Origin of the sequence: Rhodococcus sp. Z13 (assembly GCF_025837095.1) — a bacterium.
Lineage (GTDB): Bacteria > Actinomycetota > Actinomycetes > Mycobacteriales > Mycobacteriaceae > Rhodococcus > Rhodococcus sacchari.
In genome coordinates this window covers 477,543-490,340 of record NZ_CP107551.1, presented here as the reverse complement: position 1 = coordinate 490,340, position 12,798 = coordinate 477,543, and the positions used below count along the sequence as shown (strand labels likewise).

General features: G+C 69.0%; 11 protein-coding genes and 1 pseudogene. 2 read left to right on the top strand and 10 right to left on the bottom strand.

What is annotated here, in order from left to right; all coding sequences use genetic code 11:
* Positions 1–5 precede the first annotated feature (5 nt).
* Positions 6–809, bottom strand: a complete 804-nt coding sequence (locus OED52_RS02260; RefSeq protein ID WP_264153085.1) for an ABC transporter permease — start codon at positions 807–809, stop codon at positions 6–8.
* The gene (locus OED52_RS02255) at positions 806–1,795 is read right to left on the bottom strand and encodes an ATP-binding cassette domain-containing protein (RefSeq protein WP_264153084.1); all 990 of its coding nucleotides are present in this window, start codon (positions 1,793–1,795) and stop codon (positions 806–808) included. The genes OED52_RS02260 and OED52_RS02255 overlap by 4 nt, the downstream gene beginning before the upstream one ends.
* Before the next feature lie 268 nt (positions 1,796–2,063).
* On the opposite strand from OED52_RS02255, the pseudogene OED52_RS02250 reads away from it, so the two are divergent.
* Positions 2,064–2,935, top strand: a pseudogene (locus OED52_RS02250) (MFS transporter); the annotation flags it as partial.
* A 20-nt stretch (positions 2,936–2,955) separates the two neighbouring features.
* Here OED52_RS02250 and OED52_RS02245 read toward each other — a convergent pair.
* From OED52_RS02245 to OED52_RS02210, 8 genes are all read right to left on the bottom strand, one after another.
* On the bottom strand, positions 2,956–3,411 hold the full coding sequence (locus OED52_RS02245) for a DUF7144 family membrane protein (RefSeq protein WP_264153083.1): 456 nt from the start codon (positions 3,409–3,411) through the stop codon (positions 2,956–2,958).
* 85 nt (positions 3,412–3,496) lie between these two features.
* Entirely contained in the window at positions 3,497–4,903 is a 1,407-nt protein-coding gene (locus OED52_RS02240) for a DUF2252 domain-containing protein (protein WP_264153082.1), read from the bottom strand.
* A 95-nt stretch (positions 4,904–4,998) separates the two neighbouring features.
* Positions 4,999–6,168 (bottom strand): lipid-transfer protein, encoded by a 1,170-nt coding sequence (locus OED52_RS02235; RefSeq protein WP_264153081.1) that lies wholly within the window; start codon positions 6,166–6,168, stop codon positions 4,999–5,001.
* Positions 6,165–6,569, bottom strand: coding sequence for a MaoC family dehydratase (locus OED52_RS02230; protein WP_264153080.1), 405 nt, complete (start codon positions 6,567–6,569; stop codon positions 6,165–6,167). The genes OED52_RS02235 and OED52_RS02230 overlap by 4 nt, the downstream gene beginning before the upstream one ends.
* On the bottom strand, positions 6,566–7,573 hold the full coding sequence (locus tag OED52_RS02225; RefSeq protein WP_264153079.1) for a bifunctional MaoC family dehydratase N-terminal/OB-fold nucleic acid binding domain-containing protein: 1,008 nt from the start codon (positions 7,571–7,573) through the stop codon (positions 6,566–6,568). Before OED52_RS02225 ends, OED52_RS02230 begins: the two co-directional genes overlap by 4 nt.
* 14 nt (positions 7,574–7,587) lie before the next feature.
* Complete coding sequence (locus OED52_RS02220; protein WP_264153078.1) at positions 7,588–8,739, bottom strand: acyl-CoA dehydrogenase family protein; 1,152 nt, start codon at positions 8,737–8,739, stop codon at positions 7,588–7,590.
* Positions 8,724–9,767, bottom strand: a complete 1,044-nt coding sequence (locus OED52_RS02215) for an acyl-CoA dehydrogenase family protein (protein WP_264153077.1) — start codon at positions 9,765–9,767, stop codon at positions 8,724–8,726. Before OED52_RS02215 ends, OED52_RS02220 begins: the two co-directional genes overlap by 16 nt.
* Positions 9,768–9,833: 66 nt before the next feature.
* Complete coding sequence (locus OED52_RS02210; RefSeq protein ID WP_264153076.1) at positions 9,834–11,975, bottom strand: acyl-CoA dehydrogenase; 2,142 nt, start codon at positions 11,973–11,975, stop codon at positions 9,834–9,836.
* Positions 11,976–12,064: 89 nt separating this feature from the next.
* Between OED52_RS02210 and kstR the strand changes: the two genes are divergently transcribed.
* Positions 12,065–12,757 carry a cholesterol catabolism transcriptional regulator KstR gene (kstR, locus tag OED52_RS02205; protein ID WP_264153075.1) on the top strand — a complete coding sequence of 231 codons (693 nt, stop codon included), beginning with the start codon at positions 12,065–12,067 and terminating at the stop codon, positions 12,755–12,757.
* Positions 12,758–12,798: the final 41 nt, after the last annotated feature.

Sequence of the window (12,798 nt, the reverse complement as noted above, 5' to 3'; positions counted from 1 at the left end):
ATCCGTCAGCGGCTGACGGCCTTCTGGTAACGACGGATCGCGAACGGCACGAACACGATCAGCATCAGGGCGGTCCACATCAGCGACGCCAGGATCGGGTGCTGCAACGGCCACACGTCCGGCGGCGGCACCATCGGGTTCGTGTTGCCGAACAGCTCGCGCACCGCCTGGGTCAACGCCGACATGGGATTCCACTCGGCGATCACCCGCAGCAGGGTGGGCATCGACGACGGGTCGACGAACGTGTTCGCGATGAACGACAGCGGGAAGATCACCATGAAACTGGCGTTGTTGAACACCTCCGGTGTGCGGATCCACATGCCGATCACGGCCATCACCCACGACAGCGCGTAGGCGAACAGCAGCAGGAGCAGATAGCCGGCGAGCGCCTCCAGTGGTGAGGAGTTGATCCGCCACCCCACCACCAGACCCGTCAAGGACATGACGACCAGACTCACCACGTTGATGAGCACGTCGGTGGTGGTTCGGCCGATGAGCACCGCCGACGGGGCCATGGGCAGCGATCGGAACCGGTCGATGATGCCCTTCTGCAGATCCTCCACCATGCCCAGACCCGTCCACGTGGAACCGAAGATCACGGTCTGGGTGAAGATGCCCGCGATGAGGAATTCCCGATAGGACATCCCGGGAACGTCGATGGCGCTGCCGAACACGTAGGCGAACAGCAGCACGAACATGATCGGCGACAGCGTGGTGAAGACGATGAGGTCCGGCACCCGCTTGATCTTGATCATGTTGCGCTTGGCGATGGTCAGGCCGTCGGACGCGACCGTTTCGAGAGTGTTCACGACACGACCTCCTCGGTTCTCTCCTCGTCCTCGTCGGCCGCACGGCCCGTGAGCGTGAGGAACACGTCGTCCAGGGTGGGTTTGCGCAACGCCACCTCGCCGACCCGGACACCGGCGCGGGACAGCGTCTCCAGCGCCGCGACCAGGCGGGCGGAACCGGAACCGGATACGTCCTCGCTGACCGGCACGGTGATGCGGCCGCTGCCGGAGTCGACCTGGATCTCGCCGGACGCCACGAGCGAGAGCTCCTCGAGCGCGCGGGAGCGCTGGTGCGGGTCGGGGACCTGCAGTTCGATACGTTCGCCGCCGACGAGACCCTTCAGTTCGTCGGCGGTGCCGCGGGCGATGACGGTGCCGCGGTCGATGACGGCGATGTTGTCGGCGAGGCGCTCGGCCTCCTCCATGTACTGCGTGGTCAGCAGCAGGGTCGTGCCGCGTTCGACCAGTGTCTCGATGACCTCCCACAACCCCAGCCGCGCTCGCGGATCGAGGCCCGTGGTGGGTTCGTCGAGGAACAGCACCGGAGGTTCGGCGACGATCGCCCCGGCGAGGTCGAGCCGGCGGCGCATACCGCCCGAATAGCCCTTGACCGGGCGGTCGCCGGCCGCTTCGAGGTCGAACTGGGCGAGCAGTTCCCGCGCCCGTTCGCGGCTCCTCCGCGCGCCGAGATGGTAGAGCCTGCCCACCATCTCGAGATTCTCGAAGCCGGTGAGATATTCGTCGACGGCGGCGTACTGGCCCGACGCCCCGATCCGTGACCGGAGCTCGCGGGCCTGGGTGACGACGTCGCACCCCGCGACCCGGGCACGGCCGGCGTCGGGGACGAGCAGTGTCGTGAGGACACGCACCGTGGTGGTCTTGCCTGCCCCGTTGGGACCGAGCAGCGCGGTGACCGTGCCCTCCGGCACGCGGAGATCGATTCCGTCGAGGGCCTTGATCTGCCCGTAGGTCTTGACCAGTCCTTCGGCAACTATTGCGTCGGGCATGAGTCCTCCCAGGTTCCGGCGTGACGTCCGGCTTGTCGAGTCCTGTCAGTGTGCACGCGTGCACCGACAGATTTCGACCGGTTTTTCCGCGTGCACCCCACACGGCACGCAGGGAGGTTCTGTACTCGGAGATGCCGCACCCAGCCGTGCCGCCATCCACCCGTGAAGCGGAAGCAGTCGAGCCATGAGCGTCGATCACCGCGCAGGACCGGCCGCGTGGACCTGTTCGTCCCTCGTTCCGGCGGTGCCGGCGTCCGGGCGGTTCCCCAGGGCGTTCGGCCTCGGCCTGATCGTCTACGGTGTCGGGTCCTTCGTCACCGGACTCGCCCCGAACCTGGCGACGCTGCTCCTGGGCTGGTCGCTGCCGGAGGGTGTCGGCGCGGCCCTGATCATGCCCGCGATCGTCTCGCTCGTCGCCTCGAACTTCCCACCGGAACGTCGTTCGGCGGCCTACGGACTCGTGGCCGCCGCCGGTGCGATGGCCGTCGCGGTGGGGTTCCCGAAGCTGCGTCCCGGTGCGGACCCGCGTCGTACCGTCCGGATCGGGCTCGGAGCGATGATCACCGGAATCCTGATCCTCACCGCGGGATGGACCCAGGTACCGACGCGCGCGTCGTGGCGATACCGATGCTGCTGATGGGCGCCGGGCTGGGGGCGCCGGCCTCCCAGCTCGGGGCGATCACGGTGTCGGCCGTGCCCGACTCCCGGAGCACCGAGGTCGGTGGACTGCAGAACACCACCACCGATCTCGTGGCATCGCTGGGTACCGCGCTGATCGGCTCGATCCTCATCGCGGCACTCACGTCGTCCGTTCAGGCCGGTATCGAGGAGGATCCCTCGATACCGGCAGCGGTGCAGCAACAGGCGACCACCGAACTCGCCGACGGGGTCCCCTTCCTGTCCGACACCCGGCTCGCGGGTGCGCTCGAGGAGGCAGGTGTCGACGGAGACACCGTGCAGACGATCACCGACGTCAACGCGGAGGCCCGCCTGCAGGCCCTGCAGGCGGGCTTCGCCGTCACCGGGCTCCTCGCGATCGCCGCACTGTTCGGTACCGGGCGACTACCCCGGCATCCGGTCGACGGCACGACGAACGACGAGGAACCCGGCGATCGGCCCGCCCACGACGACGAGCCGTGAGGACGCAGCGTGGTGCGGGATCAGGACTCGACGCCCCGCGGGTTCCAGGTCGCGATCGCCCAGATGACGACGACGTCGAGGGCGATGATGAGGATCGACCACCACGGGTAGTAGGGCAGCCACAGGAAGTTGGCGACGATCGACAGCGCGGCGAGGACGATCGCCGTCACGCGGGCCCAGGTCGCGCCCGCGATGAGTGCGGCGCCCACGAGGACCATGAGGGCACCGATGACGATGTGGATCCAGCCCCAGGTGGTGAAGTCGAACTTGTAGATGTACTCGATACCGACGACGAACACCTCGTCGTTCGCCACCGCCGAAATGCCCTGCAGCAGCGTGATCACACCGAGGGTGACGAGGATGACGGCGGCACCGAGCGACGTACCGGCCGCGATTCCCTGTTTGACACTGCCCTGTTCGACGGTTCCCCGTTCTGCACTGCTGCCCGTTTGCCTCGTACGCACATCTTCGGACATGACGATCCCTTTCGAGAAGGTGATGACCTCCGAATTATGGGCGGGCTGCGAGGTTCCGTCGGCGTTTTCGGCGGGATTCGTCCTTCTACAGACCGGTTTTCGCCTTCACGCGCCCCTGTTCGATCGCGGTGCGCAGTGCCTGCAGGTCCTGCTCGGTCCGGTCGGCGTAGGCGCGTGCGAAGGCCGCGAGGGCCTCGTCGAACTCCTCGTCGTCGCCGAGATAGGTCGCGAGGGCCACGCGGTCGCCGCCCCGGGCGTGGGCGAAGGCCAGGACCCGGGCACACAACCGGCCGTAGAGCTTCATGCCCTTGGGCACCATCTCCTCGATGTCCACCGATCCCTTGCCGTCGTGCAGTTGACGCATGTAGAAGTCCCGGACCACCCCGTCAACGCCTGGACCCTGCTGCCAGCCGAGGAAGATGTCGCTCGCGGACTGCATGAGCCGCTGACCGTCCACGACGCGTTCGCCCTCGTTCGCGTAGGTGGGGCCGTCGACGTAGTACGAGAGCACCGACCGCTGGGCCTCCTTCGCCTGCAGGAAGAGCGGATCGTCGTCGTCCGCGCCGCGCAGGAGCATGATCCAGGCCCGTGTGCCCACGCTGCCGACCCCGACGACCTTGCGGGCCGCCTGCACGAGTTCGAACTGTTCGAGCAGGATCCGGCGATCCCATTGCAGCGTGGCGCGATAGGAGCGCAGGCGGCGGTGCAGTTCGTCGTAGACCCCGTCGGCGTCGAGGTCGGCGAACACCTCCTCCACCGGCACCAGCAGCGGAGGTGCGCTGATGATCCGGCGCTGCCCGTCCACGACGATGGTCAGTTTGCCGAGGGCGTGCAGGTGGTCGCGTCGCGCAGCCTTCTCGAGGACCTTCCGGGTGCGCTTCTCCATGACCGTGTCGACCGGCCCGAGTTGCCCGAGATTCCCGGCAGACGGCTGGACGTGCGAGTACCAGACCGCGAGGTTGCCCAGTTCGGCCTGCCTGCGCATGGTCTCGCGGTACTCCGCCGCGCACGCCCTGGTGATCTTCCGGCGCTCCTTCGCGGTGAACCCGTTGTCGCGTCCGGCCACTTCGAGGCTCGCGACGAGACGTTTGACGTCCCATTCGAACGGACCCGGATAGGTCTCGTCGAAGTCGTTGACGTCGAACGCCGTCCGGCGCTCGGGGGTGGCGAAGAAACCGAAGTTGCTCGCATGCGCGTCGCCGCAGAGCTGGGTGTGCAGCCCGCTGTTCGGTGTGCGGGACAGGTCGTCGGCCATCACCAGGGCCGCGCCGCGCAGGAAGGCGAACGACGCCGTCGCCATGCGTCCGTACCGGACGGGGACGAGTTGCGGGACTCGGGTCCCGGCCTGTTTCTCGAGCAGGGCAACCGGATCGCGGTCGGACTCAGCGAGGTCGGCCAGCGACGCGACGGGCGTGATGCGCCGCGCCAGCCGGCCGTTCTGGATCCGCTGCTCACGCGTGGGATGTACGACTCGTGGGCTCGTATCCGTCACGGGTGCCCTCCGCGGATCTCGTCACCGGCCAGGTGGGGCCCATGGTAGGCGCGGATCCGCGGAGGTGCGCGCGGAACGAACTCGGCGGACCGAACTCAGGAGCGCGACAACACCAGTCCGGAGGTGGGCACGCCGGTGCCTGCGGTGACGAGGACGTGCTCGACGTCGTCGACCTGGTTGACCGCACTGCCCCGGATCTGCCGGACGCCCTCGGCGATGCCGTTCATGCCGTGGATGTAGGCCTCACCGAGCTGACCACCGTGTGTGTTGATCGGCAGCCGCCCACCCAGTTCGATGCCCTCGGCGACGAAGTCCTTGGCCTCCCCGCGCCCGCAGAAGCCGAGTTCCTCGAGCTGCATGAGGACGTAGGGGGTGAAATGGTCGTAGAGCACCGCCGTGGCGACGTCCTCGGGGCCGATCCCGGACTGCTGCCACAACTGCCGACCGACGATGCCCATCTCGGGCAGTCCCGCGAGTTCGTCGCGGTAGTAGCTGGTCATGATGTACTGATCCGGCCCACTGCCCTGCGCCGCCGCGCTGATCACCGCAGGGGTCTGCTTCAGGTCCTTCGCGCGCTCGACACTGGTGATCACCAGCGCGACCCCGCCGTCCGATTCCTGGCAGCAGTCCAGCAGATGCAGCGGTTCGGCGATCCAGCGCGAGTTCTGGTGGTCCTCGAGGGTGATCGGCCTGCCGTGGAAGAAGGCCTTCGGGTTGGTGGCGGCGTGCGCCCGGTCGGCGACGGCGACCGCACCGAAGTCGGCGCTCGTGGCCCCCGACAGGTGCATGTAGCGCTGCGCGACCATCGCGACGAACGAGGCCGGGGTGCTCAGCCCGTGCGGATACGAGAAGGCGTTGTCGGTGCCCGACGAGTTCACCTGCTGGGCCAGCGCGGTGTTGACCTGCCCGTAGCGGGCACCGGAGCGTTCGTTGAAGGCGCGGTAGGCGACCACCACGTCGGCCACACCGGTCGCGACGGCCATGGCCGCCTGCTGGACGGTCGCGCAGGCCGCGCCGCCGCCGTAGTGGATGCGCGAGAAGAAGGTCATCTCCGGGATGCCGACGGAGCGGGCCACCGCAACCTCGGTGTTGGTGTCCATCGTGAAGGAGACCAGGCCGTCGACGTCGGCGGGGGTCAGCCCGGCGTCGTCGAGTGCGTCCCGTACCGCCTCGGCGGCCAGGCGCAGTTCACTGCGGCCGGAATCCTTCGAGAAGTCGGTGGCACCGATGCCGACGATGGCGGCCCTGCCCGACAGTCCGCTCATGCGGCACCTCCGATCACGAACGTCGCCACGGCGGTGATGTGCTTGCCCAGGCTGTTGGTTCCGGTGACATCGACGGTGACGAGACCGTCCTCGACCGAGGAGACGGTGCCCGTCAGCGTGAGGGTGTCGTAGGCGTACCACGGCACACCGAGCCGCAGGGAGATCGAGCGGACGACCGCTCGGGGACCGGCCCAGTCGGTGACGTAACGCTGCACGAGACCGGTGTCGGTGAGGATGTTGACGAAGATGTCCTTCGAACCGCGTTGCTGCGCCTTGTCGCGGTCGTGGTGGACGTCCTGGAAGTCCCTGGTGGCCAACGCCGTCGAGACGACGAAGGTGGGATCGGCGTGGATCGTCAGCGGTGGCAGCGTGTCGCCCGCGGCGACGGTGGGTGTGCTCACGCGTTCTCCTCGAGGGGTTGCCAGGCGTACAGGGTCCACGGCTGCCCGCCGGTCTCGTCGTCACCGGGGAAATCGAGATAGGTTGCGCGGACCGGCATCCCGATTCGCACATCGGAGAGGTCGACGTCGCGGAGTTCACCGAGCATGCGCACACCCTCCTCGAGTTCGACGAGCGCGACCACGAACGGCACCTGCCGTCCCGGCACCTTCGGGGCGTGGTGCACCACATAGCTGAAGACCGTTCCGCGACCGGAGGACACGACGTAATCGGTCGTCTCCGTCTTGTCGAGCCACAGCGCCGGGACGGGCGGGTGCTGCAGGCTGCCGTCGGGGCGGCGCTGGATGCGCAGTTCGTGCGCGGCGACGCCCTCCCAGAAGAACCGGGTGTCGTGGGAGACCGACGGACGCAGCATCCGGGTGGGGTCGAGATCCTCCGGGACCGAACCTTTCTCGGGCTTCTTCTGCTCCGCCGCTGCGGTGGGGGGCGCGAACTTGAGGATACGGAACAGCATCTCGGCGACGACCTCGTCGCCCACCTTCCAGATGTTGCGGGTGGTGAAGAACCAGCCCTCCCCCAGCCCGGTCCTCTTGGGACCCACGACGTCCTCGAGGGTGGACTCGATGGTCACCTGTTCACCGTGCCGCAGATAGCGGTGGTAGATCTGGTCGCAGTTGGTGGCGACGACGGAGGTGTATCCGGCGTCGTCGAGGATCTTCGTCATCCGGCCCAGCGGGTCGTCCTTCTCCCGCTCGGCGCCGAGACCACGCATCGTCCACACCTGGGCCATGGCCGGGGGTGCGACGAGGCCTCCGTGTCCGGCTGCGAGAGCAGCGGATTCGTCGGTGTAGATCGGGTTGTCGTCGCCGATGGCCTCGAGCCAGTTACGGATCATCGGCAGGTTCACCGGGTCGCGTCCGGGGCGCGGGGACGAGGGTCCGTCGCGGCGGACCTGCTCCGCCGCCTGCAGGATCCGTTCTGCCGCACCGGTATCTGCTGTGCTCATCCCGTTCTCCTCCGTCACCGCGGCACCCGGGGCATGCCCAGACCCGCCGTCGCGATGAGTTCGCGCATCACCTCGTTGACACCACCACCGAAGGTGATGACGACGTTGCGCTTGGCCATCATGTCCAGCCAGCTCAGCAGGTCGGCGGTGTCCTCGTCCGCGGGATCACCGAAGGCACCGACGATCTCCTCGGCGAGACGCCCGACGCGCTGGATGCGTTCGGTGGCGAAGACCTTGGTGGCCGAGGCGTCGGCGATGTCGACGGCATCGTTGCCGCTCGAGGCGACCTGCCAGTTCAGCAGTTCGTTGAGCCGTTCGATCGCGTGGATCTCACCGAGAGCGCGACGGACCTCGGGGCGGTCCTGCAGGTCGTGGGCGCGGACCCATTCGACGAGCCGGTCGTAGATGCCGGCCACACGGCCGGCGGGACCGAGCATGACGCGTTCGTGGTTGAGCTGGGTGGTGATGAGCTTCCAGCCCTTGTTCTCCTCGCCGACGAGCATCTCCACCGGCACCCGCACGTCACTGTAGTAGGTGGCGTTGACGTGGTGCGCACCGTCGCAGGTGATGATCGGCGTCCAGGAGAAGCCGGGGTCCTTCGTGTCGACGATGAGCACCGAGATGCCGCGGTGCCGCGACTCGGGGGTGCCGGTGCGGACGGCGAGCCAGATGTAGTCGGCGTCGTGCCCGCCGGTGGTGAAGATCTTCTGGCCGTTGACGATGTAGTGGTCGCCGTCGCGGACCGCGGTGGTGCGCAGGGCGGCGAGGTCGGTGCCGGCCTCGGGTTCGGAATAGCCGATCGCGAAGTGGATCTCGCCGGCGAGGATGCCCGGCAGGAACTTCCGCTTCTGCTCCTCGGTGCCGTACACCTGGAGGGTGGGGCCGACGGTCTGCAGGGTGACGCTCGGCAGCGGCACGTCGGCGCGGACGGCCTCGTTGGCGAAGATCTGCTGTTCGACGTCGCCGAAGCCGCGGCCACCGAACTCGACGGGCCAGCCGACGCCGAGCCAGCCGTCCTTGCCCATGCGGCGGACGACCTCCCGGTAGGTGGGGCCGTGCCGTTCCGTGCGCATGATCGCGGCCTCCTCCGGGGAGACCAGAGTGCTGAAGTAGCGGCGCAGTTCGGCTTGCAGCGCGCGCTGTTCGTCGGTCAGTTCGATGAACACCGGGCCCCCACGAGGTCGAGTCGGTAGGACGCACCGCCGAGCAGGCGGGCGAGATCCTTGGTGGCGGACGAATACTTGTGCAGCGGATAGGTCTCGTCCACACCGATACCGCCGTGCAGGTGGTGCAGCACGCGCATCGCCGGGGGCAGCTCCGCGGCGATCCAGTAGGCCGTGACGTCGAGATCGTCTGCGGCGTCGAGCCCTTCGGCGACGCGCCAGACCGACGAGAGGGCCGCGACGTGCAGGGTGCGGGACGTGACGTAGACATCGGCGATCTGCTGGGCCACGGCCTGGAAGGTGGCCAGCGGCTTGCCGAACTGGTGCCGCTCGCTCAGATGCCTGGCGGTGAGATCGGTTGCCCCCGAGAGCAGCCCGTCGGCGAAGGCCGCGATGGAGGCGAGCGCGAGACGGTAGAGGGTGGCGACGGCGTCGGGGCCGCCCTCGCCGAGCAGGGTGCCCACCGCACCGTCCGCGCGCAGAGAGAACTCGGGCGCGTGGGTGGAGGTGGGGCTCGGGCGCAGGGTCACCCCCTCGGTGGTGGGCGTGAGCGCGACGACGCCGGCGTCGGTGGGGACGAGGATCGCCCGGGCGGTGTCGGCATACGGGACGGCGACGAAGGAGCCGGTGACCGCGTGCCCGCCGTCGACCGGTTTCGCGACGGCCCCGGGCGATGCAGGGAAGGCCCGCCCCGGTTCGGCGAGTGCGGCGGTGAGGACCGATCCCTCGGAGATCCCGGCGAGCAGCTCGTCCTGTTGTGCGTCGTCGGCGAGCGCGAGGATCGGCAGGATGCCGAAGCCGATGGTGGGGAGTGCCGGGGTCCGTGCGCCGCCGCGGCCGATCTCGGTGAGGACGGTGGTCGCCTCTGCGATGCCGAGACCGGAGCCGCCGAGCCGTTCGGGCAACGCGAGCGACAGCAGGTCGGCGTCGGCGAGGGCCGTCCACAGGGCGTCGTCGTCGAGGCCGCGCGCCAGGAGATCGGCAGCGACGCCGGCGACCTCCTCCTGCGTTTCGTCACGTGCGAAGTCCACCGTTACCACCTTCGAATAGAACGTGTTCTAGTTGTAGCATTCCCCGGGGCCGGGCGGAAGGACCCGTCAGTCGCGGGGCAGGCCCAGCAGCCGCTCGGCCGCGACAGTGAGCAGGATCTGCTCGGTGCCACCGGCGATCGTCAGGCACCGGGTGTTGAGGAACTCGCGCGTGAGGGCCCCCTCCACGCGACCGGCCTCCCCCGCGAGGTCCATCGCGAGCTCGGCGGTGTCCTGGCGCTGCCGGACGCCGATCAGCTTGCGCACGCTCGACGCCGCACCCGGATCCTGACCCTGGAGCTGCGCCAGCGTGGCCCGTAGGTCCAGCAGCGACCCGACGGTCGCCTCACCGATCTGGACGGCGATGCGGTCGTCGGCGACGGGATCGCCCGGTGCCGACAGTTCGAGCAGTTCCTCGATGCGCGGGCCGAGCGAGGACTTACCGCCCATCGCGACGCGCTCGTTGGCGAGGGTGGTGCGCGCGAGCTTCCATCCGTCGCCGAGCGGGCCCACCACGCAGTCGTCGGGCACGAACACCGAGTCGAGGAAGACCTCGTTGAACAGGGCGTCGCCGGTGATCTCCCGCAGCGGCGAGACCGTGATGCCCGCCGACCTCATGTCGACGAGGAAGTAGGTGATGCCCTTGTGTTTGGGTGCGTCCTTGTCGGTGCGGGCCAGGCAGATCGCCCAGTCGGCCTCCTGCGCCAGGGAGGTCCACACCTTCTGCCCGTTCAGGACCCAGCCGCCGTCGACCTTCTCTGCGGTGGTGCGCAGCGAAGCGAGGTCCGAACCGGCACCGGGCTCGGAGAACAGCTGGCACCACACCACGTCGCCGCGCAGGGTGGGCATCACGAAACGTTCGATCTGCTCGGTGGTTCCGTGCTCGAGGATGGTCGGCACCGCCCACCAGCCGATCACCAGATCGGGGCGTTCGATCCCGGCCGCGGCGAGTTCCTCCTGGACGATCAGTTGCTCGGCGGCGCCGGCGCCACGCCCGTAGGGAGCCGGCCAGTGCGGGGCGAGATATCCCGATTCCGCGAGGGCGACACGGCGTTCCGATTCGGGTCGGGCGGCGATCTCCGCGATCTCGGCGCGGATGCGGGCGCGTTCGTCCTCCCGGTCCGACAGGTCGATGCCGAGATGCCGCCGCGCCCCGCCGCGGACCAGTGCCGTGGCCCGCGCCCGCCAGGCGGCGGAACCGCCGAGTCCCTGCCGGGTCGCGACCGCGCGGCGGAGATAGAAGTGCGCGTCGTGTTCCCAGGTGAAGCCGATCCCGCCGAGGACCTGGATGGCGTCCTTGGCGGTCTGCACCGCCGCGTCGAGGGCCACGACGGCGGCGACCGCAGCGGCGATCGGCAGTTCGTCGGGCTGGGTGTCGACGGCGACCGCGGCGTCCCAGGCGACGGCCCGGATCTTCTCTGTGCGGCACAGCATCTCGGCGCACAGGTGCTTGACGGCCTGGAACGAACCGATGGGTCTGCCGAACTGTTCGCGGATCCTGGCGTAGTCGACGGCGGTGGTCAGCGCCCAACCGGCGATGCCGGCGAGTTCGGCGGCGGCCAGCCCCGCGGTGAGATCGCGGACGAGACCGGCCGGGAGCGCGGCGACGCGCTCGGCGGTGACGTTCGCGCCGTCGAGCCGCACGCGGGCCAGGGCACGCGAGTGGTCCACGCTCTCGAGCGGTTCGAGGTGCAGCCCCGGATCGTCGGCCTCGACCAGCGCCCAGCGCTCCCCGTCACCGTCGTCGTCCAGGCGGACGAGCACGGCGACGCCGGGTTCGGCCGCGAGCGCGAGGCCGGCGTCGCCGCGGAGGACGTACCCCTCCCCGTCCGCCGCGGCGGACACCGCGCTCTCGAGGGCCAGCGCGGTGGGCACGGCTCCCTCGGCGAGACGTTCGGCCGTCTTGGCGACCGGCTCCCCGGCGCGGCCGAAGGCCAGGGCCGCGACGGCCGTGGTCAGCACGGGACCGGGCGCGAGTTCGTGGGCGGCCTGTTCGAGCATGACGGCGAGGTCCACGGCGGTCGCGCCGAGTCCACCCGAGCTCTCCGGCACGGCGACTCCGAACAGTCCCAGTTCCGCGAGGGCCGTCCACCCGTCGCGCCACGTCGCCTCCGACGTGCGTCGTATTGTCGAGATGGGATCGACGGCCCGTGACCAGGCCCGCACGGACGCCTGAACGGCCCGCTGCTCCTCGGTCGTGGCGATACTCACAGCGGTTTCCGCCCTTCCGAATGACACGATTGCTAGAACGTGTTCTAATATGACACCGGTTCAGAGTCAAGGCGTGAGGAAACGAATTTATGGCCACCCCGTCCCGCTCACGTTCCAACGGACACGGAACACTGACCGCCCTCACCGAGGACGATCTCAGTTCCAATGCCCAGAAGGAACGCCGGAAGCGGATTCTCGACGCCACCCTGGCGCTCGCATCCAAGGGCGGTTACGAAGCCGTGCAGATGCGTGCCGTCGCGGAGCGCGCCGATGTGGCGGTGGGAACCCTCTACCGGTACTTCCCGTCGAAGGTCCACCTGCTCGTCTCGGCCCTCGGCCGTGAATTCGCCCGTATCGAGAGCAAGGGCAAGATCCCGCCGGGCCGCAGCCCTCTCGAGCGCATGCACCTCATCCTCGGCCTCATCACCAAGGCCATGCAGCGCGACCCACTGCTCACCGAGGCCATGACCCGCGCCTTCATGTTCGCGGACGCCTCGGCCGCCGCCGAGGTCGATCAGGTCGGCACCCTCATGGACCGGCTGTTCGCCCGGGCGATGAACGAGGGTGAACCCACCGAGGAGGAACTCGCCATCGCCCGCGTCATCAGCGACGTGTGGCTGTCGAACCTCGTCGCCTGGCTCACCCGCCGCTCGTCGGCCACCGACGTCGCGCGCCGGCTCGAACTGACCGTCGACCTGTTGCTCGGCGAGGGTTCACGGGGCGCGAAGACCGTCGCCGTCGACAACCGACAGCCCCTGTTACCGGAAACACGTAACGGGTAGGCCCACTCCGGGGGAATCCCCTGCCGGTCTGGCTTACCGTG